21 protein-coding genes are annotated in these 26,804 nt (G+C 55.3%); 8 read left to right on the top strand and 13 right to left on the bottom strand.

Annotation, left to right across the window (positions count from 1 at the left end):
* The first annotated feature begins 29 nt into the window (after positions 1 to 29).
* Positions 30 to 1,688 (top strand): glucan biosynthesis protein D, encoded by a 1,659-nt coding sequence (locus tag LC431_RS04745; RefSeq protein ID WP_013575256.1) that lies wholly within the window; start codon positions 30 to 32, stop codon positions 1,686 to 1,688.
* Between the two features lie 283 nt (positions 1,689 to 1,971).
* On the opposite strand, the gene LC431_RS04740 is transcribed toward LC431_RS04745, so the two are convergent.
* Complete coding sequence (locus LC431_RS04740) at positions 1,972 to 2,154, bottom strand: hypothetical protein (protein WP_013575257.1); 183 nt, start codon at positions 2,152 to 2,154, stop codon at positions 1,972 to 1,974.
* Positions 2,155 to 2,544: 390 nt separating this feature from the next.
* Here LC431_RS04740 and LC431_RS04735 point away from each other — a divergent pair, with 390 nt between their 5' ends.
* The gene (locus tag LC431_RS04735) at positions 2,545 to 3,642 is read left to right on the top strand and encodes a glycerol dehydrogenase (RefSeq protein ID WP_013575258.1); all 1,098 of its coding nucleotides are present in this window, start codon (positions 2,545 to 2,547) and stop codon (positions 3,640 to 3,642) included.
* Between the two features lie 224 nt (positions 3,643 to 3,866).
* On the opposite strand, the gene LC431_RS04730 is transcribed toward LC431_RS04735, so the two are convergent.
* Both LC431_RS04730 and LC431_RS04725 read right to left on the bottom strand, forming a co-directional pair.
* Positions 3,867 to 5,153: a DUF445 domain-containing protein gene (locus tag LC431_RS04730; RefSeq protein ID WP_119261561.1), complete on the bottom strand. Its 1,287-nt coding sequence runs from the start codon at positions 5,151 to 5,153 to the stop codon at positions 3,867 to 3,869.
* Entirely contained in the window at positions 5,153 to 5,644 is a 492-nt protein-coding gene (locus LC431_RS04725) for a LysR substrate-binding domain-containing protein (protein WP_370633752.1), read from the bottom strand. The genes LC431_RS04730 and LC431_RS04725 overlap by 1 nt, the downstream gene beginning before the upstream one ends.
* A gap of 53 nt (positions 5,645 to 5,697) precedes the next feature.
* Here LC431_RS04725 and LC431_RS04720 point away from each other — a divergent pair, with 53 nt between their 5' ends.
* The 4 genes from LC431_RS04720 to LC431_RS04705 all read left to right on the top strand — a co-directional run bounded on the left by LC431_RS04720 (position 5,698) and on the right by LC431_RS04705 (position 11,228).
* Positions 5,698 to 5,988, top strand: a complete 291-nt coding sequence (locus tag LC431_RS04720) for a glucarate transporter (RefSeq protein WP_112151879.1) — start codon at positions 5,698 to 5,700, stop codon at positions 5,986 to 5,988.
* Between the two features lie 79 nt (positions 5,989 to 6,067).
* Complete coding sequence (locus LC431_RS04715) at positions 6,068 to 7,729, top strand: multidrug ABC transporter permease/ATP-binding protein (protein ID WP_037034745.1); 1,662 nt, start codon at positions 6,068 to 6,070, stop codon at positions 7,727 to 7,729.
* 24 nt (positions 7,730 to 7,753) lie between these two features.
* A complete protein-coding gene (locus LC431_RS04710; RefSeq protein ID WP_037034743.1) occupies positions 7,754 to 8,569 on the top strand; it encodes a hypothetical protein in 816 nt (271 codons plus the stop codon).
* Positions 8,570 to 8,801: 232 nt separating this feature from the next.
* Positions 8,802 to 11,228: a DUF3772 domain-containing protein gene (locus tag LC431_RS04705; RefSeq protein ID WP_013575264.1), complete on the top strand. Its 2,427-nt coding sequence runs from the start codon at positions 8,802 to 8,804 to the stop codon at positions 11,226 to 11,228.
* A 211-nt stretch (positions 11,229 to 11,439) separates the two neighbouring features.
* On the opposite strand, the gene LC431_RS04700 is transcribed toward LC431_RS04705, so the two are convergent.
* The 7 genes from LC431_RS04700 to LC431_RS04670 all read right to left on the bottom strand — a co-directional run bounded on the left by LC431_RS04700 (position 11,440) and on the right by LC431_RS04670 (position 20,074).
* On the bottom strand, positions 11,440 to 14,571 hold the full coding sequence (locus LC431_RS04700) for an efflux RND transporter permease subunit (RefSeq protein ID WP_126124828.1): 3,132 nt from the start codon (positions 14,569 to 14,571) through the stop codon (positions 11,440 to 11,442).
* Positions 14,568 to 15,812 carry an efflux RND transporter periplasmic adaptor subunit gene (locus LC431_RS04695; protein ID WP_013575266.1) on the bottom strand — a complete coding sequence of 415 codons (1,245 nt, stop codon included), beginning with the start codon at positions 15,810 to 15,812 and terminating at the stop codon, positions 14,568 to 14,570. The genes LC431_RS04700 and LC431_RS04695 overlap by 4 nt, the downstream gene beginning before the upstream one ends.
* On the bottom strand, positions 15,812 to 17,065 hold the full coding sequence (locus tag LC431_RS04690) for a TolC family protein (protein WP_112151881.1): 1,254 nt from the start codon (positions 17,063 to 17,065) through the stop codon (positions 15,812 to 15,814). The genes LC431_RS04695 and LC431_RS04690 overlap by 1 nt, the downstream gene beginning before the upstream one ends.
* Before the next feature lie 14 nt (positions 17,066 to 17,079).
* Positions 17,080 to 17,415: a copper-binding protein gene (locus LC431_RS04685; protein WP_112151882.1), complete on the bottom strand. Its 336-nt coding sequence runs from the start codon at positions 17,413 to 17,415 to the stop codon at positions 17,080 to 17,082.
* Positions 17,416 to 17,517: 102 nt separating this feature from the next.
* Positions 17,518 to 17,937 carry a hypothetical protein gene (locus LC431_RS04680; RefSeq protein ID WP_015689866.1) on the bottom strand — a complete coding sequence of 140 codons (420 nt, stop codon included), beginning with the start codon at positions 17,935 to 17,937 and terminating at the stop codon, positions 17,518 to 17,520.
* Between the two features lie 177 nt (positions 17,938 to 18,114).
* Positions 18,115 to 19,122, bottom strand: a complete 1,008-nt coding sequence (gene corA / locus LC431_RS04675) for a magnesium/cobalt transporter CorA (protein WP_013575270.1) — start codon at positions 19,120 to 19,122, stop codon at positions 18,115 to 18,117.
* Positions 19,123 to 19,240: 118 nt separating this feature from the next.
* On the bottom strand, positions 19,241 to 20,074 hold the full coding sequence (locus LC431_RS04670) for an oxidoreductase (RefSeq protein WP_013575271.1): 834 nt from the start codon (positions 20,072 to 20,074) through the stop codon (positions 19,241 to 19,243).
* Positions 20,075 to 20,237: 163 nt separating this feature from the next.
* On the opposite strand from LC431_RS04670, the gene LC431_RS04665 reads away from it, so the two are divergent.
* Positions 20,238 to 21,179 carry an AraC family transcriptional regulator gene (locus LC431_RS04665; protein WP_126124830.1) on the top strand — a complete coding sequence of 314 codons (942 nt, stop codon included), beginning with the start codon at positions 20,238 to 20,240 and terminating at the stop codon, positions 21,177 to 21,179.
* A gap of 7 nt (positions 21,180 to 21,186) precedes the next feature.
* On the opposite strand, the gene LC431_RS04660 is transcribed toward LC431_RS04665, so the two are convergent.
* The 3 genes from LC431_RS04660 to LC431_RS04650 are packed head-to-tail and all read right to left on the bottom strand — an operon-like array spanning position 21,187 to position 25,608.
* Positions 21,187 to 22,869, bottom strand: coding sequence for an efflux transporter outer membrane subunit (locus tag LC431_RS04660; RefSeq protein WP_121019397.1), 1,683 nt, complete (start codon positions 22,867 to 22,869; stop codon positions 21,187 to 21,189).
* Positions 22,853 to 24,421, bottom strand: a complete 1,569-nt coding sequence (locus tag LC431_RS04655) for a DHA2 family efflux MFS transporter permease subunit (protein WP_013575274.1) — start codon at positions 24,419 to 24,421, stop codon at positions 22,853 to 22,855. Before LC431_RS04655 ends, LC431_RS04660 begins: the two co-directional genes overlap by 17 nt.
* Positions 24,418 to 25,608, bottom strand: a complete 1,191-nt coding sequence (locus LC431_RS04650; protein WP_223509330.1) for an HlyD family secretion protein — start codon at positions 25,606 to 25,608, stop codon at positions 24,418 to 24,420. Before LC431_RS04650 ends, LC431_RS04655 begins: the two co-directional genes overlap by 4 nt.
* 279 nt (positions 25,609 to 25,887) lie before the next feature.
* On the opposite strand from LC431_RS04650, the gene LC431_RS04645 reads away from it, so the two are divergent.
* Positions 25,888 to 26,799: a cation diffusion facilitator family transporter gene (locus tag LC431_RS04645; protein WP_112151885.1), complete on the top strand. Its 912-nt coding sequence runs from the start codon at positions 25,888 to 25,890 to the stop codon at positions 26,797 to 26,799.
* Positions 26,800 to 26,804: the final 5 nt, after the last annotated feature.

The following is a 26,804-nucleotide window of genomic DNA, read 5'->3' as shown; positions in this document are numbered from 1 at the left end:
TTTTGCCCAGTACAGGAAACGATTCTGGCATGGAACGAAGAGCATTTATTAAAGCATCTATGGCATTCGCCGCCTGGTGTGGTGTGCCGGCTATGTCCACACTGTTCACCCGTTCCGCAGAAGCGGCAGAGGCGAATGTGGCAGACGGCGGCGAATTGCCGTTTGATTTCAACGCGCTGAAAAAAATGGCGAAAGATTTGGCGGACAAGCCCTACGGTGGCGCGCCGCAGCCGTTGCCGAAGACGCTGGCTGAACTCACGCCACAGGCCTACAACGCGATTCAGTATGATCATGCACATTCGCTGTGGAATGGTCTGCCTGACCGTCAGCTTGATGTGGAACTGTTTCACGTCGGCATGGGCTTCAAACGCCGCGTGCGCATGTATTCTGTAGATCCGGTGAAACACATGGCGCGCGAAATCCATTTCCGCCCTGAATTGTTTAACTATCACGATGCCGGTGTGGATACCAAACAACTGGAAGGCTTCTCAAATCTTGGTTTCGCCGGTTTTAAAGTCAATAAAGCCCCTGAACTGACGCGCCGCGACGTGGTTTCCTTCCTCGGTGCCAGCTATTTTCGTGCAGTAGATGATACCTACCAATATGGCCTGTCAGCCCGTGGTGTGGCGGTCGATACCTTTACCGATCAGCCGGAAGAATTCCCTGATTTCACCGCATTCTGGTTTGATACGCCAAAACCTGGCGACACGACTTTTACGGTTTACGCCTTGCTGGACGGCATGAGCATTACCGGCGCGTATAAATTCGTGATCCACTGCGAACCGACCCGTGTGGTGATGGAAATTGAAAACCATCTGCATGCCCGCGAAGATATCAAACAACTGGGCATTTCTCCGATGACCAGCATGTTCAGTTGTGGCACCAGTGAACGTGGCCGTTGCGACACCATCCACCCGCAAATCCACGATTCTGATCGCCTGGAAATGTGGACCGGTACCGGTGAGTGGATTTGTCGCCCGTTGAACAACCCGCAGCGATTGCAGTTCAACGCCTTCAGCGACAACAGCCCGAAAGGTTTTGGTCTGTTGCAACTTGACCATGAATTCAATAATTATCAGGACGTGATTGGCTGGTACAACAAGCGTCCGAGCCTGTGGGTAGAACCGGTCGGGGACTGGGGGAAGGGCGCCGTCAATCTGATGGAAATCCCGACTACGGGTGAAACCCTGGATAACGTGGTGTGCTTCTGGCAACCGGAAACACCGGTGAAATCCGGTGCTGAATTTAGTTTCAGCTATAAGCTGTACTGGAGTTCCGTACCTCCTCACCGCAGCCCGCTGGCGAATGTGCTGGCGACCCGTACCGGTATGGGCGGTTTCCCGGAAGGGTGGGCGCCGGGTGAGAACTATCCGCAAGTCTGGGCGCGTCGTTTTGCTATCGATTTCATTGGTGGCGAGCTGAAAGCCTTTGCTGATAAAGGGATCGAGCCGGTGATCAACGTCTCGGCGGGTAAAATCAAAAACATCGAAATTTTGTATGTGCAGCCGTTCGACGGTTACCGCATCCTGTTTGACTGGTATCCTGACAGCGATTCAGTCGCGCCGGTCGAGCTGCGTATGTTCCTGCGCAACGGCCAGACTGCGCTGTCTGAAACCTGGCTGTATCAGTATTTCCCGCCAGCGCCGGATAAACGCAAGTACATTGATGACCGTCAGATGACGAAGTAGTCCCCGTCATCCTTCAAACCGCAGGTGCGTTGGCTGCATTCGCTCACCCGAATCACTGACTTTAGTCAGCTCATCGGGATTCGTTCGTTTGCCGCCTTCCTGCAACTTGAATGATTTAGGGGAGTTGTCATTAATAAATACAAAAAGCCCCGACTATTCGGGGCTTTTGCTTTTTTTCTATTTTATTTTTGCAGATGAACCCAATACAGGCACGTGCAAAATACTTCCACGGGTAAAGCAAGGGTAACGCACGACACTTAACTGATGAAGGGCAAGATGGCAATCAAAACGCCTTCACCAACATTCCGTTCTGTGGCTGCTGCTGCGGATTTCGCAGCGCCATGTCGAAAGATTTCTCGATCTCTTTCAACTGTTGTAAAAATTCGTTCGGCGAAAAGTCGTGTGGTTTGCTGCTCATATAGGCAAGCGCCAGTTCTTTGGCGTTATAGCGCTGAAAGTTGTACATGCTGTTCCTTATTAATTTCAGAAATATTAATGGAATGGCTAACAGCGAGCTGGCTAATGACCACTGCTTACGACGTGCTGCCAATGCGATGAATTCTACGGGGTTTACTGATAAGGGAAAGTCGCTTTTATTGATGCATTCAATAGTTAAAAGCTAACAGACTGCGCTTTATCTATCAGCGATGAATCATGCGAATTTTAATAATCATTAAGAGGTATTAAATCGTTCAAATATGAATTACCTCATTATTTTAAACTTCCGCATTAATTGAAGAAATTCTTTGCGAGTCATGCTGTTAATGTGAATTAAAAGGGTTGGGCTTCCTGTCATGCTGCGTTACCCTCGGAGAGTTATTCACTTTCACATTATCAACGAAAAGAGGTTTTTATCATGAGTAAATTTATCTTCTCTTCGCCAAGAAAATACGTTCAGGGCAGCGGTGTACTGGATGAGTTAGGGGATTATCTGCCCGACCTGGGGGGAAAATCATTCCTGATTGCTGATGATGTTGTTTGGGGAATTATCGGTGACCGCGTACAGAAATCATTGAAAAAAGCGGGCGTAGAATTCCACTACGAGCGCTTTAACGGTGAAGCCTCTGCCAGCGAAATCACCCGTCTGGCAGGTATCGCCCGTGATGCGGGAACACAGGTAGTGGTTGGGCTCGGTGGCGGTAAGACGCTCGACACGGTTAAAGCCATTGCAGATGAACTGAAACAAAACGTAGTGATTGTGCCGACCGTGGCCTCTACCGATGCGCCGTGCAGTGCGCTGTCGGTTATCTACACCGATGAAGGCGTTTTCGAATCCTACCGTTTCTACAATAAAAACCCGGATCTGGTGCTGGTGGATACCCATGTTTGCGCACAGGCACCGGTACGCCTGTTCGCCTCCGGTATCGCTGACGGCCTGGCGACCTTTGTTGAAGCGCAGGCGGTATTGCGTTCCCATTCCCAGTCTATGGTAGGCGGCGACCCGACTATCGCCGGGATGGCCATTGCCGAAGCCTGCGAAAAAACGCTGCTGACTTACGGCTACAGTGCTTACACCGCAGTTGAGCAGAAACTGGTGACGCCAGCGGTTGAAGCCGTGGTGGAAGCCAACACATTGCTGTCCGGTCTGGGCTTTGAAAATGCCGGTCTGGCGGGGGCGCATGCCATCCATAATGGTTTTACTGCGATCTCTGGTGATATTCACCACCTGACGCACGGTGAAAAAGTGGCATACGGTACATTGACGCAGATGGTGCTGGAACAGCGTCCGGACGAAGAAATCGCGAAATACGTGCGCTTCTACCGCGCCATCAAAATGCCAACCACGCTGAAAGAAATGCATCTGGAAAACGAATCTTTCGCCAATCTGGTGAAAGTGGGTGCGCTGGCAGGCGGCGAGGGCGATACGCTGGGCAATCTGAACCACAACCTGTCCGCCGAAGATGTGGCGAATGCCATTCTGGCGGTGGATGCGTTCAGTAAAACTGTGAAGTAATTATCGGCTTGTGCCTTTGGGAAAAGTGAGGCATGCGGGTGGTAAGGCGAATGCACACGTTAACTCATTCATTTGTCTTTAATACCCCAACCCTCCCTTCGCAGGAGAGGGCGCCGGTCGAGCTATTTCCGGCCTGGCTTTTTGCTACTCCCCCTGCAAAGGGGGAGTCTGAGAAGAGGTTTTAAGGACCAGAACCGGGGTAAAATACAGGTTGTTCAGGCGCCTTAAATCCGCGCCATCACCCAGGGAATCGCCACCGGCAGTTGTGACAGCAGGTAAAGCACCAGGCCGATAAAGGCACCGACCAGCGTGCCGTTGATGCGGATAAACTGCAAATCCTTACCGATATTCAGTTCTATTTGCCGCGACATATCGCGCGCGTCCCAGCCTTTCACTGTGTCGCTGATGTGGCGGGTCAGGAATTCGGCGAATTCCGGCGCGACTTTCTCTGCAATACTTTCCATCTGCTGATTCAGCGAGAGGCGCAGCTTTTCGTCCTGCGCCAGCGCATTACCCAGCCATTGCCCGGATTCGGTGACTTTGGCGAACACCCGCGAATCCTCGCTTTCTAAATCTTCTTTCAGCCAGTTACGCATATCGCCCCACAGCTGCAAAACATACGTATTCAGCTTTTCGTCATCTTTCAGATACTGTTTGATCTCTTCAGCTTTCTGCGCGGTCGCCGGGTCATTTTGCAGCTTCCAGATAAAGCTTTGCACCGAGCGATCGAAGCCTTTGCGGAAAGCGTGGGTTTTATCGTTGCCCATATCGTCGAGCACGGAATTCACGGCATTGGAGACCATATCCGCGCCGTTGCGCCCCAGCCAGCCGGTGGGCAGTAATTTGGCGGTCAGCGGATGTTCGCGTTTCATCCAGCCGACAATCTGCGCGGAGATAAACTGCCGCGTGCTGTCTTTTGCCAGCAGGATTTCCAGCTGATCCATCGCCTGATCCAGCAGTTCCTGATGGCGGCCGTTTTTGGTCAGGCTTTCCAGCAAGGTGGCAATCGACGCCGACAGGTCGATTTTGTCGATCACCCGGTACAGCGCACGGCGGATAAGCTGGGCGATGCGCTGATCGTCAGTGACGTCCAGAAAACCGCGGATCATCTTCACGGCATAGTTGGCAAACCGTTGTGCGTTGTCGGGCGCGTTCAGCCAGTCTGTCAGCATCCGCGCCGGGTCATGCTGGCGGATCAGTGTGATAAGTGTGGCGGGCGCGAGGAATTTCTCCTGCACGAACACCGCCAGATTATCGGCAATCTTGTCTTTGTTTTTAGGGATGATCGCCGTATGCGAGGCGACAAACGGCACCGGCACGCGGCGGAACAGTGCCACGACGGCAAACCAGTCAGCCATTGCCCCGACCATCGCGGCCTCGGAAATGGCTTTCAGACCGGACACCCAGAAGTTGGGCGGCAGGAAAAGGGTGATGACAAACAGGGCGGCGGCAACCAGCAGCAACCCCAGCGCGTTACGTTTACTTCGGCGAAGTTCTTGTTCTTTATCCATTACCTCAGTTTAGGAAGCGAGCGGCGGACTGTCAGCTTTTTTCTTGCGATTGCGCCACTTGCCGTGCAGTGCGCGATAACCAGTTGCCGGAACGCCGCCAGCCCGACACCGGCGCGCACCAGCCCGAGAATAGTGTGAGTCTGGCTGCAATGTTGCACGTAATGCGGCACGACGTTGGCCTGTGCAAACAGCCCGGCGATACAGTCGTAAAAGTATTTTCCTTCGCTGGCGGAATACATGATGAAAGGTTGTCCGGCAAAGTCCCGCAGACGGAGGCGTGGTTTGGCGGTCAGCGCGGATGAAGCAGGCAACGCAACGCATAAAGGCTCACGCAGTACGCAATGATAGGCCAGCGGAAATAACGTCACCGGCTGGCGCACAAAGCCGATATCCAGCGTGCGCGCCGCCAGTGCCTGAAGCTGGGCTGACGACACCATTTCCTTCATTACCAGCGTGATTTCCGGCAATTCTTGAGCTGCCAGCGCGATAATCTGCGGGATTTGCCAGTAACTTTGTTTCCACTGATGCGGCGGTGATTGCGTTTATGACGCTGGCATTTTTTGGCAAAGGTTTATCGGCCATCGGCTGGGCAGTGATGTCAGATACCGCGCCGGAGAAAATGATCGGCCTGAGCGGCGGGGTGTTTAACTGTCTGGGTAACGTTGCGGGGATTATTACGCCCGTCGTGATCGGTTATATCGTCGCGGCAACCGGCTCCTTTAACCTCGCGCTGTGGTTTGTCGGCGCACACGGTTTGCTCGGCATGTTTGGCTATCTGGTGGTCGCCGGTAAGTTCGAGCGCATGGTGATCCGCCAGGATACGCGGGTAAAATGAGAATTGTTCTTGATATGACAATGCGTGTCATTAAACTGCGTGCAGCATCATTTACCTGCATTCAGAATGAGAAAAATTCATGGAGTTGTTACGTGTTGTCTTTAAGCAATACCGCTGGCCGTTTTTAGGGGTGATGGCGCTGAGCCTGCTCAGCGCCGTTCTGGGCATCGGGCTGATCGCGTTTATCAATCTGAAACTGATTGAAACCACCCAAGGCTCGCTGATGGTTCTTCCGCAATTCCTCGGATTACTTCTGTTGCTGATGGCGGTCACGTTAGGCTCTCAGCTGGCGCTGACCGTGCTCGGTCATCACTTCATTTACCGTCTGCGTGGCCAGTTCATTAAACGTATTCTCGATACCGATATCGAACGCATCGAGCAAATCGGTAATGCGCAACTGCTTGCCAGCCTGGGCAGCGACATCCGTAACATCACACTGGCGTTTGTGCGCCTGCCGGAGCTGGTGCAGGGGATTATCCTGACCCTTGGCTGTGCGGGATATCTGGCCTGGCTGTCACCGGAAATGCTGCTGGTGACGGTCATCTGGCTGTTGATCACTATTTTCGGCGGTTTCAAACTGGTGTCGCATGTTTACCGTCATCTGGCGAAAGTGCGTGATGCGGAAGACAAACTGCAAACCGATTATCAGAAAGTGATCGAGGGGCGCAAAGAGCTGGCGCTGAACCGCGAGCGTGCGCGCCATCTGTTTGATGATGTATACCGTAAAGATGCCGAAGAATATCGTCATCACATCATCCGCGCCGACACCTTCCACCTGAGCGCCGTGAACTGGTCGAATATCATGATGCTGGGCGCGATTGGCCTGGTGTTCTTCATGGCGAATACGCTTGGCTGGTCGGATACCGATGTTGCCGCTACTTATTCCCTGACGCTGTTGTTCCTGCGGACACCCATGTTACAGGCTGTGGGTGCGCTGCCGACGCTGCTCAGCGCACAGGTGGCTTTTGGCAAACTGAAAGCATTGAAACTGGCGGAATATAACGCAGCCTTTACCCCCGCCATTGTCGCGAAAAAGTGGCAAACCCTTGAACTGCGCGACCTGACCTTCAGTTACGCAGGCAAAGAAGAGGGCGCTGGTTTTGGCGTCGGTCCGCTGAACCTGACGATCACCCGTGGCGAGCTGGTATTTTTGATTGGCGGCAACGGCAGCGGAAAATCGACAATGGCGATGTTGCTGACCGGCCTGTATCAGCCGCGTTCCGGGCAAATCCTGCTCGACGGCGTGCCGGTCACCGCCGAAAACGCCGAACAATACCGGCAGATTTTCTCGGCGGTGTTCACTGACTTCCACCTGTTCGGTCAGCTCATGGGTCCGCAAGGCGAGATGCCGGACCCGCTGCTGGTGGAAGACTGGCTGCAACGCCTGAAAATGAAAGAAAAACTCCAGTTCAACGGCAATGAAGTGACCAATCTGCAACTGTCTGCCGGACAGCGTAAACGGGTGGCGCTGTTGCTGGCCGCTGCTGAAGGGCGTGATTTCCTGCTGCTTGACGAATGGGCGGCCGATCAGGATCCCCAGTTCCGCCGTACCTTCTACCGCGAGCTGTTGCCACAATTGCGTGATATGGGTAAAACCGTGCTGGCAATCAGCCATGATGATCACTATTTTGAACACGCCGATCGTCTGCTGGAAATGCGACAGGGCAAATTGCACGAACTGCACGGGCAGGCGCGTATTGACGCCAGCCGCGATGCGGTCGCACAGATTGGAAGTCACTAAATTGTTTACTGAAGGCAAAGGAAAATGAACTGGAATGAAGTGATGGTGTGGGGCATCAGCGGTGCGGTCATTGGCTCGCTGATCGGGGCATTACACAAAAAAGGCAAAATTGGCCGGGTACCTGCGGTGATCTTATTTCTGGTGTTGATCATCGGCGGTAACCTGCTGTGGGGGGGCGTCATCAAACCGCGTCTTGCCGGTAACAGTGAAGAGCAGAAAATCGATCAGGCGCTGGCCGAATTGCCGCTGTACAACACCATCAGAATGCAGGAACCGGCACTGTATGCGCAGATCCGCAGCAATATCCTGAATATGAAGAAAGAGGGTAAACCGCAGCAGGAAGCCATTGATACCGTCAAACCGATGGTGTCATTGTTACTCTCGCAACGCATCAGCCACGCACCGGACGCCAATGTGAACCAGGCGATGCAGGTAAATCTGGAAGAAATGCAGACGCTGCAGGCACGCAAAGACGGCAGTTGCTTTAAATTCCTTTATCCGCAGGTCAGCGGCGGCGTGAATACCGCACAGGTGCTGCCACCGGAACTGTTCCGCAAAGATCTCGACACCATGAATGATTTACTGCTGGCGACCGGCAGCGGGCAAACGGTTATGCCTGCCCCTGTGAGCACGGAAAAAGTGGTGCAGATGATGGTGCCGGTGCGTGAAGCCCTGGCCAGTATGTACGGAGAACAGTTGCAGATGTTTAATGACCTGACCAAACCGGATGTCGATCGCGAAAAAGTGTGCGAAATTTCCATCAGCCTGTACTCCGGCATTCTGGCGCTTCAGCCTGCGGAGTCTGCGGCTATACTTCGCCAGATGCTCGGTCAGCACTAACCGTCATCCCTCAGGCTGCCTCTGCGTTAGCTTCGTTCGCAAACCCCGGTCATATACTTATGTATGCTGCCGGGGATTTGCTCAGTCGCTGCCCTGATGCACCCCGAATGATTTAGGGTTATGCACCGCAGCCTGAGAAGCAGAAAATCCCTACTCCTTTTGGCACGAGAAAGCGTATCCTTAGCCGGATTTTTCAAACAATAATTTCCCGAACTCCCGGAATCATCCTTCTATGCAAAAAATGTTAAGAGTGCCGTTGTTGCTGGCATTGTTGTCATGTCTGCTGATAACGCCGGTGCTGAGTCAGGCTGACGAAAGTACAGGCCAGCCTGCCACGGCGGAACAACCGGTTAAAGTGAACGTCACGACCGCGTTACCGGCATTACAAAAGCGTCTGGATCAGCTGAAACAGCAGGTCTCTTCGGCGAAAACCGACAAGAAATTTACCGGCCTGACTGATGCTGCGCAGAAACTGGCCGAAGATGCCGACAAGCTGACGGGTGCGCTGACGCCGGATCTGGCGCAGGTGCAGGCACAGCTCGACGTGCTGGGTCCGGCGCCTGCACCGGGCACGATCACGGAAACGCCGCAAGTGATCAGCCAGCGTAATAAGCTCAACAACAGCAAAACGCTGCTGACCACGCAAATCGAGCAGACCAAAGCCATCTCCCTTGGCGCGCAAAACCTGTCTTCGCAAATCGCCGGATTACGTCGTGATGCACTGAAAACCCAGATTGCGCTCAATACCGGCAGCATTCTCGGAGGGAATTTCTGGGCACCGCTTATTACGCCAAACGATGATGATGCGGCGCGTTTTGATGACTTCGGTTCGCAGGTTAAAGACGCGTGGATGCAGGCGTGGAGCGAGGAATGGCGCATCGGCACCGCAATTTATCTGTTACTGGCGCTGGTGATTGGCCTGGCCGGTCGCCGCGTGCTGGACAGACCGATGAACTGGATCCTGCCGCGCTGGTTGCCGCAGGGGCGTTTCCGTCGCAGTTTTCTGGCCTGTTTCACTACGCTGAGCACCACCCTGACGCTTGGCATCAGTGTTCAGTTGCTCGGGTATATTTTCACCCGTCTGCCGGATACCTCGCCGTGGGTGACGGAATTTGCCGGACAACTGGTTGAACTGACCTATTTCTCTGCCGTGATCGCCGGTCTGGGGATTGCATTACTTTCCAATAACCATCCGTCGTGGCGTCTGCCGGGCATTGCCGATCCGCTGGCAAAAACACTGGCATCATTCCCGGTGCTGCTGGCGGGCTTTATTTTCCTGTTCGGTATCATCGAACAGCTGAATAACCTGGTCGGTGCCAGCGTCTCAGCAACGTTATTTGGCAACGGACTGGCGGCGTTACTCGTGGCGCTCAACTGCCTGATCGCGCCAGTGCGTATCAACCGTATGCGTCGCAAGATGAAGGCCGAAGGGGAACAGACCGAAGCACGTTCCACGCTGGCCGGGCTTATCCATCTGGTGATAAGCCTGACGGCGTTTGTCATTCTGATGGCGCTGCTGATTGGTTATATTCCGCTGGCGCGTTTTGTGACCTTCGAACTGCTGTGGATCGGGCTGGTAGTCAGTTGCCTGTATCTGCTGATCCACTTTGTCGTGGACCTGTGTGAGAGTCTGTTTGCGCCGACCACGCACAGCGGCAAAATCCTCAAAAGTACGCTGAGCGTCAATGACCGTCACCTGTCACTGGCGGCCACGTTATTCTCGGCAATCGGTAAAACCGGACTGCTGCTGATGGCCGCTGTCGCGCTGCTTAACGGTACTTTCGGCACGACGACGCCGCTGGAGCTGCTGGCAAAAATCGTCGATATCTGGGGCGGTAAAGGTCTCGAAAGCATGAACATCATTCCGGCGCACGCGGTCAACGCGGTGCTGTGTCTGGTGGTCGGCTGGTATATTTTGCGTTCCGCACGCAGGTGGCTGGATAACGATTTCCTGCCAAAAACCATGATGGATCGCGGTATGCGTGCCTCGCTGGTGACGCTGTTCACCAACGTCGGCTACGTGCTGATCATCCTGCTGACGCTGTCTTCGCTGGGCATCGAATGGAACAAACTGGCGTGGATCGTCAGTGCCTTGTCGGTCGGTATCGGTTTTGGTTTGCAGGAGATTGTGAAGAACTTCATCTCCGGTCTGATCCTGCTGACCGAACGGCCGGTGAAAGTGGGGGATTTGATCAGTATCAGCGGTGTGGAAGGGGATATCCGCCGTATCAATGTCCGTGCAACTGAAATTCAGCTAAGCGATAAATCCACCGTGATTGTGCCGAACTCACAATTGATTTCACAGAACGTGCGTAACGCCACCATGGGTAACGCGCAGGGCGTGGCGACTATCACGTTGACCTTCCCGCTGGATATCGACCCGGAACAGGTTAAGACATTGCTGCTGGAAGCCTACAACTTGCACGAATCCATTCTGGAAAACCCACCGGCCTCGGTCAGCTTTAAAGAACTGGGACCGACCGGAATTGTGCTGAGTGTGACAGGTTTTGTGAACAGCCCGCGCATGGTCAGCGGTACGCGCAGTGATTTGCTTTACGAAATCCTGAAGATGCTGCGGGCCGCGGGGATCAGTCTGAGTCAGACGCAGACGATGATTCTGGAGAAACCGGCAGAGAGGATCGTTCCGGTTGAGGAGTAAAATCCAAAGCATGATCCGGTCGACTCCCTCCCCTGCGAAGGGGAGGGTTGGGGTGGGTATTAAAGAAAAATCAATAAGTTGAAGTATACCTTGACAAGATGTTAGCCCTTAAAACCCCCTCCCGACCTCCCCCTTCGCAGGGGGAGGAGCCAGGACAAAACCCTAAGAATGATCCGTTCGGCTCCCCGCTGCGAAGAGGAGGGGCTTTCCCTTAAACTTTTTTATTCCTTCTCCGATGCATCAGCAAATACACCGCCGGGATCACCAGCATCGACAACAACGGGGCACTCACCATGCCGCCGATCATCGGCGCGGCAATACGCTGCATCACTTCTGAACCGGTTCCGCCGCCCCACATGATCGGCAGTAAACCCGCCATGATAGTGGCAACAGTCATGGCTTTTGGCCGGACGCGCAACACCGCACCGTGGTGAATGGCGTCGCACAGTTCTGCCTCACTCATATCCCCGCCGGCTTTTTGCTGACGTTGCACCGCCTGATTCAGATACAGCACCATGATCACCCCGAACTCGGCGGCAACCCCGGCCAGGGCGATAAACCCGACGGCGGCGGCGACCGACAGATTGAAACTCAGCAGGTACAACAGCCAGACGCCACCGGTCAGGGCAAACGGCAGTGTCGCCATGATCAGCAGGGCGTCGCGCACGCTGCTGAACGTCACGTATAACAGGACGAAGATGATCAAAAGTGTCACCGGTAGCACGATTTTCAGTTTTGCCGTGGCGCGTTCAAGATACTCGAATTGCCCCGACCAACTGACCGTCACCCCTTCCGGCAATGTTACCTGCTGGCTGACCGCCTGTTGCATGTCTTCGACGGCAGATTTCAAATCTCGTCCGCGCAAATCCACATAGATCCAGTCTGAAAGACGGGCGTTCTCACTTTTCAGCATCGGCGGGCCATCGGTGACGTTGACGGATGCCAGCGCCGACAGCGGCACCTGTGCGCCGGAGGCGGTCAGCACCGGTAAATCCCGCAGCGCCTGCACGTTGTCGCGCAGCTCACGCGGATAACGCAGGTTGATGGGATAACGCTCGCGGCCTTCCAGCGTTTCGCCGATATTTTCCCCGCCGACCAGCGTTGAGACCAGCGACTGTAATTCAGCCACCGTGACACCGTAACGTGCCGCTTCGCGCCGGTTAATATCAATATCGACGTAACGGCCACCTTCCAGCCTTTCGGCCAGTGCCGAGGTCACGCCCGGCACCTGTTTCACGATATGCTCGATCTGCTGGGCGATCTGCTCGATTTGTGCAACGTTATTGCCGTTCACCTTGATCCCCACCGGGCTTTTGATGCCGGTGGCCAGCATGTCGAGACGGTTGCGGATAGGCGGCACCCAGACGTTGGCGATGCCGGGCAATTTCACCGCGTTGTCGAGTTCAGTCACCAGTTTGTCCGGCGTCATGCCCGGTCGCCACTGGTCCCTCGGTTTAAAGCGGATGGTCGTTTCGATCATGGTCAGCGGCGCCGGGTCGGTGGCGCTGTCGGCGCGTCCGGCCTTGCCAAATACACTGGCGACTTCGGGCACAGTTTTGATTAACCGATCCGTCTGCTGCAACAACCGTGCGGCTTCGCGGGCTGAAATCCCCGGCAGCGTCGACGGCATATACAGCAGGTCGCCTTCATCGAGCGGTGGCATAAATTCACTGCCCAGTTTTGCCAGCGGATACAGAGACACCAGCAGGAACAGGCCGCTGAATAACAGCGTGGTTTTCGGACGTTTCAGCACGGCAGAAAGCACCGGCTGATAGGCGGCAATCAGCCAGCGGTTGATCGGGCTGGCGTTTTCATCAGGAATTTTGCCACGAATAAAATAGCCCATCAGTACCGGCACCAGGGTGATGCCCAGCCCGGCAGACACCGCCATCGCGTAGGTTTTGGTGAATGCCAGCGGGGAGAACATCCGGCCCTCCTGTGCTTCCAGCGAAAACACCGGAATAAACGACAGGGTGATGATTAGCAAACTGCAAAACAGCGCCGGACCCACTTCCGTGGCGGCACGCTCAGACACCTTCCAGTAATCCGCCGACGCAGGCTGCTGGCCGGGATGATCGTGCCGCCATTGCTCCAGCACCTTATGCATATTCTCGATCATCACAATCGCCGCATCGACCATGGCGCCGATGGCAATCGCAATACCGCCGAGCGACATAATATTGGCGCTGACCCCCTGATAATGCATGACGATAAACGCGCCGAGAATACCGAGCGGCAGGGTGATGATCGCCACCAGCGCCGAGCGGAAATGGAACAGAAACAGCGCGCAGACCACCGCGACTACCGCGAATTCCTCCAGCAGTTTATGCGACAGCGTTTCGACGGCGTTTTCAATCAACGGCTGGCGATCGTAGACCGGCACGATTTCCACCCCCGCAGGCAGCGTGCGGGCGAGGGCATGTAGCCGCTCTTTCACCGCCTTCAGGGTTTCCAGTGCATTTTTACCCGAGCGCATAACAATCACGCCGCCCGCCACTTCACCTTCACCGTTAAGTTCCGCCACGCCGCGCCGCAGTTCAGGGCCGGTGCGGACGGTGGCGACATCCGCCAGCAGCACCGGAATACCGCTGTTGACTGTCACGACCACATTGTTGAAATCATCCAGACTTTTCAGATAGCCGGAGGTGCGCACCATGTATTCGGCCTCGCCCATTTCCAGCAGCGAGCCACTGCTTTCCTGATTAGCGTTTTGCAGCGCGGTCACCAGTTGCTGATGTGTCACGCCCCGGGCGCGCATCCGTTGCGGATCGGCCACCACCTGATACTGACGCACCATGCCGCCGATGCTGGCGACCTCAGAGACATTCGGTACGGTTTTCAGGTCATAACGCAGCGTCCAGTCCTGCAGGGCACGAAGTTGTTCGAGGCTGTGTTTGCCGGTTTTGTCGATCAGCGCGTATTCATAGATCCAGCCGACGCCGGTGGCATCCGGCCCCAGCGAGGCTTTGGCTCCGGCGGGCAGTGAGGATTGAACCTGACTCAGGTATTCCAGCACGCGGGAGCGCGCCCAGTAAGGATCGGTACCATCATCGAACAACACATAAACATAGGCATCACCGAACATCGAAAAGCCGCGCACGGTTTTCGCGCCGGGCACTGACAGCAGAGTGGTGGTCAGCGGATAGGTCACCTGATCTTCGATGATTTGCGGTGCCTTGCCCGGATAACTCACGCGCACGATCACCTGCACATCGGAGAGATCCGGCAGGGCGTCGAGCGGCGCTTTCTGCAATGACCAGATGCCCCAGCCCGCCATCATCAGCGCGGCGAGTAACACCAGCAGCCGGTTCTTCAGCGACCAGCGGATCACAGCGGCAATCATAAATCACCTCCGTGCTGGTGCGCGTCCGGCGCCGGGGCGTCGGTGGCAGGCAGTGCGCTGCGCAGGCTGGCTTCGGAGTCGATCAGGAACTGCCCGGAGGTGACAACAGACTGACCTTCTTCCAGGCCTGAAAGTACCTGCGTCCAGCCATCACGCGTCACGCCGATGGTGACCTTCTGCGGGGTGAAATGTCCGTTGCCGTCGTCGAGCAGCACGGTATTGCGGCTGCCGGTCTGGATCAGCGCTTCCTGCGCAATGGCCAGAACCGCCGTCTGCGCACTGACATCTGGCGATAAATTCAGGTACATGCCGGGACGCAGTTTTTCCTGCGGATTATCAATCACTACGCGGGCTTTCAGCGTACGGCTGACGGCATCCACATCCGGCAGCAATTCGCTGACCGTACCGTGAAATACCTCGCCCGGCTGACTGTCGGCACTGGCCGTAATTTTGCCGCCGATCTGGATCTGACTGGCGGCAGAAGGCGGATAATCCATCACAATCCAAACCTGTTTCAGACTGGTCAGTTCGAACAGCGGCTGTGTAGCGCTGACCTGCGCCCCTTCACGCACGGAAAGCAGGCTGATATAACCGTCTTCCGGCGCGACCACGTCGATGCGGGTTTGCGGCTGACCGGTTTTATCGACGCGGCGCAGAATGTCTTCCGGCATAAACTGCAAAGCCAGCCGCTGACGGGCGGCAGCGGTCAGGCTGCGGTCGCCAAGCTGACGCACGGCCAGATATTCCTGCTGCGCGGCGGTCCAGTCGGGGATCCACAGTGTGGCCAGTTTCTGACCTTTTTTCACAGGCTGCTGGCTGGCAGCGACGTAAAGTTTTTCGACTAAACCATTCGCACGCGCGGCGACCGTGCGCAGGCTGCGTTCATCGGCGCTGACCGTGCCATACACATTAAGCGGTGCGGAAATCATCCGTCGCTGTACCTTTTCACTGCGCATACCGAGATTTTGCTGCTGACGGGCGCTGACCGTCACACCGCCGTCATCCGTGGCTTCATCGGCGTAACGCGGCATCAGATCCATATCCATAAAGGGCGATTTGCCCGGTTTATCGAAACGCTGGCCGGGCGTCATCGGGTCATACCAGTACAGCACTTTGCGTTCGGCCGGAGCAGCAGAAGCCTGCGTTTGCGCTGCAGGGCTGTGACGGCCAGCCACGTAACCGGCGGCGAGTGCGGCCATGATGGCGACGGCCAGCAGGCTGTAAGTTTTAGCGGAAGTCATTAATGAATCTCCTGGGGGGCCAGATAGCGCAGGGCGACCCAATAGCGGGCCACTTCCAGCCCGGCATTGCGTTCGGAAATCTGGCTGTCGATCAGGTTGCGGCGGGCGTCGAGAACGTCATTCAGGCTGCTTTTTCCGGCGCGATACTGTGCCTGAATCACGCTGATGCGTTGCTGTTGCAGGGGAATAACGTTGTTTTTTTGCCGCTGCCATAACGTGGCGGCGGCCTGATATTGCGCCAGCAAACTGGTCAGCTGCGCCTGATGGTCGCGCATCAGTTGCGCCAGCCGGTCATTGCTTTCCATTGCCATCGACTGATCGGCGGCGTGATCTTTATCCTGACGCGAAGCGGTAAACAGCGGCAGATCGACGGTAAACATCACCCCTGCCAGATCTTCATAACTGTCGGCACGATGGGCGTAATAGACTTCCACGCCGACATCCGGCAGCGCCGCAATGGCTGACTGCGAGGATTTCGCCTGCGCCACATCGGCTTCACGCCGAGCCTGAATAATTTCAGGATGTTGTTCGACGCTTGTCGCCTGTAACGCCTGTGGAGGAAGTTCGGTGAAAGGTGGAATGGCACCGTTAATTTCAGGCTGATCGATGCCGGTCAGCTGGCTTAAGCGGGTGCGCGCCAGTTGAACATCCCGTTCGGCTTCGGTCAGTTTGTCTTGCATGCTGATGAGCGTCAGGTGCGCGTCCAGCACCGAGGCGGGCAGCGAACTGCCGCTGCTGACACCGCCCCGCTGAACCCCAATCTGGCGCTGACTTTCGTCCACCAGTTTTTGTAATTGCGAGACGGTTTGCCCGCCGATAGCCAGTTCCATCCAGGCCAGTGCCGCATCGCGTTGCAAACGTGCCCGGATACTCTGGCGGGTAGCCGCCACTTCCCGGGATTCTGCACGCAGCGTGTCGGCTTTGCGCTGGCGCTTATCGCTGCTGATGTAATCCTGCATGATGCCGATACGTTCCATCGTCATCCCTTCACGGGTAAACCGGTCGGTGTTGCCGCCGCTGACCGGCAGGTTTTCGATACCGAATTTCAGCTTCGGATCCGGCAGTTGCATGGCCGAATCGGCACGGTTATCCAGCGCATTGATCTGGTGACGACTGGCAGAAAGCTCGGCGGAATAATCCTGTGCAGCGACCAGCGCCTGCGGCAGGGTAACGGGTGTGGCAAACGCGCTGACCGGCACAAAAGCCAGCAGCCATTGCCACGTCATCCGGTGATGGCGCGGTAAAGTCAACATGGTGAATCTCCCGGTCAGCGTTTCAGCGGTGTCAGTGTCTGTAACTGATAAGCGGACTCAGTTTTGACAAAGCTAAAGGTGACCGGCGTACCGGCGGGCAGGGAGTTGGCGGCGATCTCCGGCGGCAGACGGAAATTCATGGTCATGGCCGGCCATTTCAGCGCAGGAATGGCGTGATGGGAAATCCCCACGCGATCAGACTGCCACTGAGTGATCACGCCTTCGGATTCATAGGCCTGCATATTATGCTGCATCGCCATAGCATCGTGATTCATTGGCATAGCATCGGCAAAAGAATAAGCTGAAATAAAGAAAAGACTTGCGGTAAATACATTTAAAATTGCACGCATGGGAAATACTCCAATACTGTCATTAGATAAAAACTGGCCATTAATCTGGCAAAACAATTTCATTTAATATTGAGTGCGGAAAAACACTCAGGACAGCAGGGGCTATTCTCTGTATCGGCAGAACTGAACTTCAGCGGGAGGCGGAGTGACGGTTGGCGCAATCCAGTCCGCGGTGGTGACCGCTGTGCTGGCATCGACGGTGAGCATGGCTAATGCCGGAGCGACGGGCAATGCCACCAGTGGCACGGAACCACTGTCAGACTGGGTTCTTTCAGGGGCACAGTGCTTCTCACACAACAGCGACTGACTCTGCATGTGCTCTGGAGAATCAGGCATTTGCATGGTGATGTTATGTGCCATGGCGGTGTTTTCCACCGGCGGGCGCATATCGCACTGATGGCTGGCGAGCGCCAGTTGGGCATTCAGGACAAGCCAGCATAACGCGAACAGCAACACACTGACCCGCTTGCCGGGCAAGCGCAGCGAATGCATGAACTGTGAAATCGCGAAACGAACTGACATGATGAATATTATTTCCGTAAGGAAGATGCGACCGAGTATATAAGGAAATAAGGCGAAGAGGAAAGGACAAACAGAATAAGTCAGGATTAAAATTGTCAGGATAATTAAAGAACGCGAATAACAGCGGTTTCTGTTATTCGCATGTTAATTAACGTGTGTTTTCAGGTGATAATTAACTTACAGCCAGCCTGATTTTTTAAGCTTCCAGTATAACCACACACAACCGGCGACAGTGACGCCCAGCGTTACCGGATATCCCCACCAGTCATCCAGCTCCGGCATGTTTTTGAAGTTCATGCCGTACAGACTGAAAATCACTGTCGGGATCGCCAGAATCGCGCCCCAGCCCGCCAGTCGCTGTACCACTTCGTTCTGATGCACCGACACCAGCGCCAGATTCACATGCATGGCGTTCGACAGCATTTCGCGCACATCGTCCGTCGTGCGGATCACCTGATTAGCGTGGTCCTGCACATCACGCACATAAGCCCGCAGGCTCTTAGGCATCAGTTCTTCGTAGTGATGGCTGAGCTGATTACAGATATCTTCCATTGGTACCGCGGCGTTGCGCAGCGAGAGCAGATCCCGCCGCAGACTATAAACCTGCTGCACCGCCTGCTGATTAAAGGTGTTGCGGAACATCAGTTTTTCGATGGCATCAAACTGTTCGGTGTACTGATGCAGGATTTCCAGATAGTTATCCACGATGGAATCGAGTACGCAATACAGTGCATAAGCTGGCCCTTTACTCAACATTTCCGGGCGTTCTTCGGCGTGTTTACGGATTTCTTTATAGCTGGATGACGCACCGTGACGCACGGTGATCAGAAAGTTTTTGCCGAGAAACAGGTGTGTTTCGCCGTACTCGATGGTTTCATTCACTTTCTGCGCAGTGTGCGTAACGATAAACAGCGATTCGCCGTACTGCTCAATTTTCGGTCGCTGATGGGCGGTCAGTGCATCTTCAATCGCCAGGTCATGCAGACCGAATTCTTCCTGAATGCTGCGCATATAGGCATCTTCCGGCTGCCACAGTCCGAGCCAGACAAAGGTATCGGGCTCTTTCAGGACTTCGCTGATGTCTTCGACCGTCACATCCTGCAATCGTTTACCGTCGCGGTAAGCCACGCTGTTAATCACTGAATCACAGCTGGGTTTTTTATCTTCGTTGGAAATGGAATTCATTGTTTTACCCGATTGTTATTCAGACGAAAATCCTGCCCGCAGGCAGGACGATTTCAGTGTCTGAACAGAATAGCGCAGTCTCCGGGAAATGCGCTGACGGGATCTTTAAAAGAATGTTTCAGCCATCGGCAGACCGGCTGACCGTTTCCCAGATATCGATATCTTCACGCATTTGTTGCATCTTTTCCCTGACAAATTTAACGGCGTCACTGCCGAGTAACAGCGAGGCAGGCGGCTCAGGCGCATCGAGCAACTGCAACATCGCTTGTGCGGCCTTTAGCGGGTCGCCCGGCTGATGACCGCTGCGTTTTTCCCGCGTTTCCCGCACGGGGTCGAAACTGGCATCGTAATCACTGATGGCACGTGGTGAGCGCACCATCGAACGTCCCGCCCAGTCGGTACGAAAAGACCCGGGCTGAATGGCCGTGACGGCAATATTGAACGGTTTGAGTTCTTTGGTCAGTGTTTCAGAGATCCCCTGCAAGGCGAATTTACTGCCGCAGTAATAGCTGATGCCCGGCATTGTAATAAAGCCTCCCATCGACGTGATGTTAAGAATATGTCCACCGCGGCGCTGACGAAAATACGGCAGGAAGGCTTTGATGACCGCAACCGCGCCAAAAACATTGACGTCAAACTGATGCAGCGCCTCGCTTAACGGCGACTCTTCCATAATACCTTCATGCCCGTAACCGGCATTGTTGACCAGCACGTCAACGGCGCCGATTTCCTGTTCCACGGCGGCCGCGAGCGGGGCGATGGCCTCAAAATCAGTGACATCCAGCATGCGACCAAAACTACGGCCGGGGACCAGCGCGTCAAATTCTGCGCAGGCTTGTGCATTACGCAGCGTGCCGACCACGCGATGTCCTGCTTTCAGGGCTTCTTCTGCCAGCGCACGGCCAAATCCGCTGCTGACGCCGGTGATGAATAATAATTTTGACTGACTCATACAAACTCCTCAGTAAAAAGCGGACTTGCAGAATAGGGGGGACAGCAGCAAATCCGTAGCCCCGATCCTCTCTGATGTTTGCCTGTTCCTCTGAGGCGTCTGGACGCGACTGATTCCCGGTGCGACACTTCATTCACTTTCCGCTGCATATTTTCAGGTTCATATGACGTTTCCATCTTTGACAGTGACTGAGCAAATGATCGCGCTTTTGGACCAGCTTACGCCCCATGAAGGCTACAACCTGACGACGCTGGCAGATGTGCGTTTTTTACGTTCAAACCGTCCGCTGCTGCGCACGCCGGTTTTGTATGAGCCGGGGATCGTGATTGTGGTGCAGGGGAGAAAACGCGGATTCTTAGGTAATGATGTCTATTTGTATGATGCACAGCATTATCTGACTGTATCGGTGCCGGTGCCTTTCACCATGGAAACTGACGCCACCGCCAGTGAACCGATGCTGGCAATTTACCTGCGACTCGATTTCAGCCTGGCGGCTGAACTGATGTTGCAGCTCGATGCTTATGACGCCCCGCAGCCGGAATCGCCGAAAAGTATGGTGTCGAGCCTGATGGATGACGCGATGCGGGCTTGCGTATTACGTTTTTTGCAGGTGATGGCATCTCCGCTGGATGCAAAAATTCTGGGCAGGGCGATGATGCGTGAGTTGTATTACCGCGTGCTGACCGGTGCTCAGGGCGGCACGCTGCGCAGCGCACTGACCCTGCAAGGGCAATTTGGCAAAGTGGTAAAAGCCCTGCGAAAACTGCACGCAGAATACCACTCGCATCTGGATGTGAATGCGCTGGCAAAAGAAGCGGGGATGAGCCTGCCGACGTTTCACAGTCACTTTAAAACCGTCACTGATACGTCGCCGATGCAGTATCTCAAGTCCACCCGTTTGCATCAGGCCAGATTACTGATGTTGCGCAATAACCTGACCGCCTCGGCGGCCAGCGCACAGGTAGGCTATGAAAGTGTGTCGCAGTTCAGCCGCGAATTTAAACGCTTATTCGGGCTGACGCCGGTGAGAGAAGTGGCGCGGATGAGGCAGAATTTTTCATTGCCTGCCCCGTCCACGCCGTCAGATTTTATCTCTTCACATTAATAAGGCGTTACGGTGTCACGCCAGACGTGGTTTGTACCTTCACATCCGGCGTGGCTGCCGGACCAAAGACGGTGTAGGTCGGCAAATCGACGTTCTGATACGGCTCCCAGCCGCCGCCTAACGCTTTATACAGCGAGACCAGATCGGTGCTGGTTTTCACTTTCGCTTCAGCGGATTGCTGATGCGCCTGTGCCAGCTGGCGCTGGGCATCAAGCACGTTGATAAAGGTAGAAAGCCCCTGGCGGTAGCTGTCGCTCGCCAGATCAAACGCGGTCTGTAGCGCTTCGGTCGTCTGGTCTAAACCGCTGACCTGATCCTGATCGGTGCGGTAATTCACCAGCGCATTATCGACATCCTGCAACGCTGTCAGCACGGTCTGGCGATAATTCAGCGCCGCATTCGCCTGTTGCGCACGGGAAAGATGCACGCTGGAGACCAGACGTCCGCCCTGGAAAATCGGCAGGGAAATCTGCGGGCCAAAGGAGTAGAAATGGCTGCTCCAGTTATCGAGATAACTGACGTCTGTGTTACGCATGCCGAACTGGCCGGTGAGCGAAATACTCGGGAACATCTGCGCGACGGATACACCAATATTGGCGGTTGCCGCGTGGAGATCAGCCTCGGCTTTGCGTACGTCCGGACGACGGCGTGCCAGCTGTGACGGCACACCGACCGGCACGGCAGCGGGCAGGGCAGGCATCGGTTTAGGGGCAGAAAGTTCAGCATCCAGCGAGCCAGGCGTCTGACCGAGCAACACGGCCAGTCCGTTCATTGCCTGACGTTCCTGCGCCTGATATTGCGGCAACTGGGCGCGCAGGGAACCTAACTGTGCGCGGGCATTTTCGACATCAAGCTGCGGTGACAGTCCGTTTTGCTGACGGTTTTGTGTCAGATCTAAGGTTTGCTGCGCGACATCGATTTGCGTCTGTATCGCTGCCGTCACGCTTTGCGCGCCACGCAGTTGCAGATAGGCACGGGCGACCTCAGCTTCCAGCGAAACTAATGCATCGTTGCGTTGTTCTATGGACGATTGCGTCTGGGCATTGGCGGCTTCGACCTGACGTCGTGTGCCGCCGAACAAATCCAGCTCCCAGCTGGCATCGAAATTGCCCTGATACAAATTCACCGGCCGCGTAGCCGTGCTGATCGCGCCGGAGGCTTCCGGTCCGAGATCGTCAAGCTGTTGCGAGGCGCCGCTGGAATCGAGAATACCTTTCAGACCGAGCTGCTGACGGGTCATTTTCGCGCTGCCCTGCACCGATGGCAGCCAGGCGCCTTCGGCCTGTTTCACCTGCTCGCGGGCACCGGCGATACGCAGTACTGCCTGTTGCAGGGAAATATTCCCGGCAATCGCACGGGTGATCAGGCTGTCGAGTTGCGGGTCATTAAAGGCTTTCCACCACAGCGGATTTGGCTCCGAGGGCAGGGCAATCGATGCGCCGTCTTTGTCTTTCGGCTGGGTCATATCGTTATAGGCCGAGGGTGTCACCGGATTCGGCTTCTGATAATCCGGGCCAACGGAGCACGCTGCTAATACCAGCGTTAATGTCGAGAGAGTCAGAAAACGGGTGCCTGAATGTAAAACCCCCTTCCGGCCCCGGCCTTCGCAGAGGGGGGAGCAGGACGGCATCACGGATGGCTGATTTCTCAGAGTAGAGCTTTTCTTGTTCAACTTAATGTGCTCCGGCATTACCTTCGCTCTTAACTGGCGAAAGCAGGAAACAAAACGGGATCAAAATAACGGCGACGATGGCGCAATAACCGAATACGTCGATGTAGGCCAGAATGCGCGATTGCGAAATCATCTCCTGATACATGCGCACGGTCGCCAGTTGCATCGGGTCGCCGACCACGTGGGCAAAATCACGGATCGCCTCAGCGCTTTTGCTCACCGCCTGATTAAACTGTTCATTGAGCGGCGACATGTTGTGCGCCATATGCGCACTGTGTGCCTGCGTTCGCTCGGTGACACCGGCTGTCGCCAGCGAAATACCAATCGACCCCGCGACGTTACGGAACATGGTAAACAGCGCGGCAGCGTCGGCGTTCATTTTTTGCGGGATGGTAATAAATGCGATAGTGGTCAGCGGCACAAACAGGAAACCGAGCCCTATAGACTGCGCGCTGCGGTACAGCACCAGCGTTTCAAAATCGACATCAGGTGTCAGCGTTGCCGAATAGATAAACGAGGCCGCCAGCAGGAAGAAACCGAAGGCAATGATGTAACGCGTTTGTACAACGGGCATCAGCTTCAGCACCAGCGGGATCGACAGCACGATCAGCACCGCGCCCGGCGACATCACCAGCCCCGAGAGTGTGGCGGTGTAACCCAGTTGCTGCTGCGCCAGTTGCGGAATGACCACCGAACTGCCATACAGAATCATCGCCATACCGGCCATCAGTAAACCGGCGACAGCAAAGTTTTTATCCTTCAGACAGCGCAGATCGACCACCGGTTTTTTGGCGTACAGCAACCAGTAAACCGCGCCGACAATCCCGGTGGCCGCCAGCACAGCAAAGGTGACAATAAAGCCGGACTGGAACCAGTCATCGTCTTCGCCGCGATCCATCATCACCTGTAAGCAGCCCAGACCCAGTGCAATCAGCCCGATACCGATGTAATCAATACTGAGTTTGCCTTTGGCCTTGCGCTCCCACGGCGGATCTTCCAGCAGCTGATAAATCGCCAGCAGGGCAATAATCCCGACCGGAATATTGATCAGGAATACCCAGCGCCAGCTGAAGTTATCCGTGATGTAACCGCCAAGTGTCGGGCCGACGACCGGCGCGACAATAATGGCAATCGATGAAAGGCCAAACGCTTTGCCGCGATCTTCCGGTTTAAAGTAATCCAGCAATACCGATTGCTGGATCGGCTGCAAACCGCCGCCGAAAAAGCCCTGCAGGATGCGGAATAAGATCATCTGCCACAGTTCGGTGGCGATGCCGCACAGGAAGGAGCAAACGGTGAACATGCCGATACAGATCAGGAAGTAAGTTTTGCGGCCCATCACGCGGCTGAGAAACGCCGAAATCGGCAGCACGATACCGTTCGCCACCAGATAGGACGTCAGCACCCAGGTCGATTCGTCATAACTGGAAGATAATGAACCGGCGACGTGCGGCAGCGCCACGTTAACGATAGTGGTGTCCAGGATTTCCATGAACACCGCAATGGTCACGACGGCGGCAACTGCCCACGGATTGGCCTTGGGTTTCCAGTAGCTGCGATCTTCATTCATTCGACGGTCACCGTCGGTTCAACAGACAGACCCAGCGGCAGGTGATGATTTTCATCCAGCCCGCTGTCGATGACGATTTTCACCGGCACGCGCTGAACGATTTTCACGTAGTTGCCGGTGGCGTTTTCAGCCGGGAAGGCCGAGAAGCGCGAACCGGTGCCTTGTTGAATACTGTCAACGTGGCCGTGAAGTTTGATGTCCGGGAAGGCATCGACGGTAATTTCTACCTTGTTGCCGGGGCGCATGCGTTCGAGCTGCGATTCTTTGTAGTTTGCGGCGATCCAGATATCTTTTGAAACCACTGAGAACAGCGAGGTTTCGGCCTGAACCAGCGTACCGAGCTGCACATTACGCTTGGTGACGTAGCCGTCGAACGGTGCGCGCACCTGCGCATAGGAGAGGTTGAGCGTCGCCGTTTCCAGCTGGGCTTTCGCCTGTTCAACCTGCTGCTGACGAGCTTCGACGTTGGTTTCAGCCTGACGGATATTCAGCTGTACCTGCGCGGCAACCTGCACCTGCGCTTTGGCATTTTCCAGATCAGCGGCTGCAGAGCGCACCTGCGCGTTGGACGTATCAATATTTTGTTGCGTGGTGGCTCGCGGGTCTACGCCGCGCTGACGACGGAAATCGGCAGTGGCATTCAGCAAATTGGCTTCCGCCCGCGTCTGCTGGGCTTTCGCCTGAGCAAGCTGCGCCGGATATTGTACTTTCGCCAGATCGTATTGCGCCTGCGCCTGATGCAACTGCGCGACCGCCAGACCGAGCTGAGCCTGTGCCTGATCGCGCTGCGCGGTCGCGTCACGCGGATCGATTTCCACCAGTAAGTCGCCTTTCTTCACGAACTGGTTATCTTTCACCGCAAGATGAGTGACATAACCGGCAATTTTCGGCGCGATGGTGACGGCATCACCTTCGGTAAAGGCGTCATCGGTGCTGACCTGATCTTTGGTCATCAGCCACCAGACCAGTGCCACGACCACCATCACCACTACCACAATCCCGAGGATGATCAGGGGTTTCTTGCCGGGGCCTTTACGCTTTTCATCGTTATCCTGTTTACTGTCGTCGGGATTTTTCTGGTCTTTGGGATCCCGGGTGTGACCTCCTCCTGATTTTACCTGGCTGGAATCGAGTTCAGTATTTGCGTCGCCGGACGCGGAGGGCTGTGTCTTGTTATCGTTTGTCATAATGCTCTTCTGAATAGTGCTCTTCTGATTATCGGCCGCCACGCGCCGGAACAAAGAAATCTTGTTTTAAGCTAGAACGTATTGATGTAAATGCAAGTAAATCCATGTCAATTAATCTTAGGGAAAGCACAAAGATCCAAACCATAGGGAACGTCTTAAAAGTTGGAAATGGGTTATAATGCCGGGCTGGTATTTGTATTTTTCAAATAAAGTTGATTCTCTGCTTCAGGACATTTTTGTGAAACATTCCCAACAACAACCATTCTTGTGGGTCAACCCATGACCCGTCCCGCGCCTTCCTATAAAGGCCTGACACGTATTGCCTCGCTGGTGTCGCTGTGCGTCGCGCTGATCCTGGTTTGCGTCAAAGTCTGGGCATGGGCCGCCACCGGTTCGATTGCGCTGCTGACCTCTGCCGCCGACGGTCTGGTCGATGTACTGGCCTCGATGGTGACGCTGATCGGCGTGCGTTATGCCGGACGGCCGGCAGACAAAGGCCATCGTTACGGCCACGGCAAAGCCGAAGCTGTGGCCGCGTTTGTACAAGCGCTGTTACTGGGCGGCGCGGGGCTGGTGCTCGGCGGTGAATCCATCGGGCGCATCATTAATCCGGAACCCCTGGCGCAGCTCGGTCTTGGTATCTGGGTGATCATCGGCAGTTCGCTGGCCGCCACCGGACTGGTGCTGATGCAAACCTATGTGGTGAAACGTACCGGATCAACGGCCATCGCGGCTGACCGCGCGCACTACATTACGGACGTCGCCGTGAATATTGCCGTACTGCTGGCGCTGATTTTCGAGCGTTACTTCGGCTGGACGCGTTCCGACTCCATCGGCGCGCTGTTGATTTCCTTCTATATGATCTGGAATGCGCGCGGTATGGCGGCAGATGCACTGACCCAGTTGCTTGATCGCGAACTGAGTGCAGATGACCGCAAGCGCGTGAAAGCGGCAGTATTAAGTGTTGAAGGCGTGCGCGGCGTACATGACATTCGCACCCGCAACGGCGGCGACCGCGTATTTGTCGAGTTTCACGTCGAGGTTGATGGCAATCTGACGGTGGATGTCGGGCACGATATCGGTGATGCGGCTGAAATGGCGGTGAGCAAGTTGTTTAAGTCTGCGGATGTGACGGCTCATCTGGAGCCGGACGGGATTGATGACGACAGACTGGATAATTTATTGCACTAAGGTCA

The organism is Rahnella sp. GSA61A (assembly GCF_019969905.1).
Lineage (GTDB): Bacteria > Pseudomonadota > Gammaproteobacteria > Enterobacterales > Enterobacteriaceae > Rahnella > Rahnella aceris.
This window is presented reverse-complemented; position numbering and strand designations above follow the sequence as displayed.

Excerpts from the sequence above, each read along its gene's own strand:
- LC431_RS04665 (WP_126124830.1), top strand. The coding sequence starts at position 20,238 with ATGACGTTTCCATCTTTGACAGTGACTGAGCAAATGATCGCGCTTTTG.
- corA (WP_013575270.1), bottom strand. The coding sequence starts at position 19,122 with ATGAATTCCATTTCCAACGAAGATAAAAAACCCAGCTGTGATTCAGTG.
- LC431_RS04660 (WP_121019397.1), bottom strand. The coding sequence starts at position 22,869 with ATGCCGGAGCACATTAAGTTGAACAAGAAAAGCTCTACTCTGAGAAAT.
- LC431_RS04695 (WP_013575266.1), bottom strand. The coding sequence starts at position 15,812 with ATGACTTCCGCTAAAACTTACAGCCTGCTGGCCGTCGCCATCATGGCC.
- LC431_RS04655 (WP_013575274.1), bottom strand. The coding sequence starts at position 24,421 with ATGAATGAAGATCGCAGCTACTGGAAACCCAAGGCCAATCCGTGGGCA.
- LC431_RS04685 (WP_112151882.1), bottom strand. The coding sequence starts at position 17,415 with ATGCGTGCAATTTTAAATGTATTTACCGCAAGTCTTTTCTTTATTTCA.
- LC431_RS04650 (WP_223509330.1), bottom strand. The coding sequence starts at position 25,608 with ATGACAAACGATAACAAGACACAGCCCTCCGCGTCCGGCGACGCAAAT.
- LC431_RS04680 (WP_015689866.1), bottom strand. The coding sequence starts at position 17,937 with ATGTCAGTTCGTTTCGCGATTTCACAGTTCATGCATTCGCTGCGCTTG.
- LC431_RS04690 (WP_112151881.1), bottom strand. The coding sequence starts at position 17,065 with ATGTTGACTTTACCGCGCCATCACCGGATGACGTGGCAATGGCTGCTG.
- LC431_RS04745 (WP_013575256.1), top strand. The coding sequence starts at position 30 with ATGGAACGAAGAGCATTTATTAAAGCATCTATGGCATTCGCCGCCTGG.
- LC431_RS04710 (WP_037034743.1), top strand. The coding sequence starts at position 7,754 with ATGAACTGGAATGAAGTGATGGTGTGGGGCATCAGCGGTGCGGTCATT.
- LC431_RS04720 (WP_112151879.1), top strand. The coding sequence starts at position 5,698 with ATGACGCTGGCATTTTTTGGCAAAGGTTTATCGGCCATCGGCTGGGCA.
- LC431_RS04645 (WP_112151885.1), top strand. The coding sequence starts at position 25,888 with ATGACCCGTCCCGCGCCTTCCTATAAAGGCCTGACACGTATTGCCTCG.
- LC431_RS04735 (WP_013575258.1), top strand. The coding sequence starts at position 2,545 with ATGAGTAAATTTATCTTCTCTTCGCCAAGAAAATACGTTCAGGGCAGC.
- LC431_RS04670 (WP_013575271.1), bottom strand. The coding sequence starts at position 20,074 with ATGAGTCAGTCAAAATTATTATTCATCACCGGCGTCAGCAGCGGATTT.
- LC431_RS04715 (WP_037034745.1), top strand. The coding sequence starts at position 6,068 with ATGGAGTTGTTACGTGTTGTCTTTAAGCAATACCGCTGGCCGTTTTTA.
- LC431_RS04740 (WP_013575257.1), bottom strand. The coding sequence starts at position 2,154 with ATGTACAACTTTCAGCGCTATAACGCCAAAGAACTGGCGCTTGCCTAT.
- LC431_RS04705 (WP_013575264.1), top strand. The coding sequence starts at position 8,802 with ATGCAAAAAATGTTAAGAGTGCCGTTGTTGCTGGCATTGTTGTCATGT.
- LC431_RS04700 (WP_126124828.1), bottom strand. The coding sequence starts at position 14,571 with ATGATTGCCGCTGTGATCCGCTGGTCGCTGAAGAACCGGCTGCTGGTG.
- LC431_RS04730 (WP_119261561.1), bottom strand. The coding sequence starts at position 5,153 with ATGGATAAAGAACAAGAACTTCGCCGAAGTAAACGTAACGCGCTGGGG.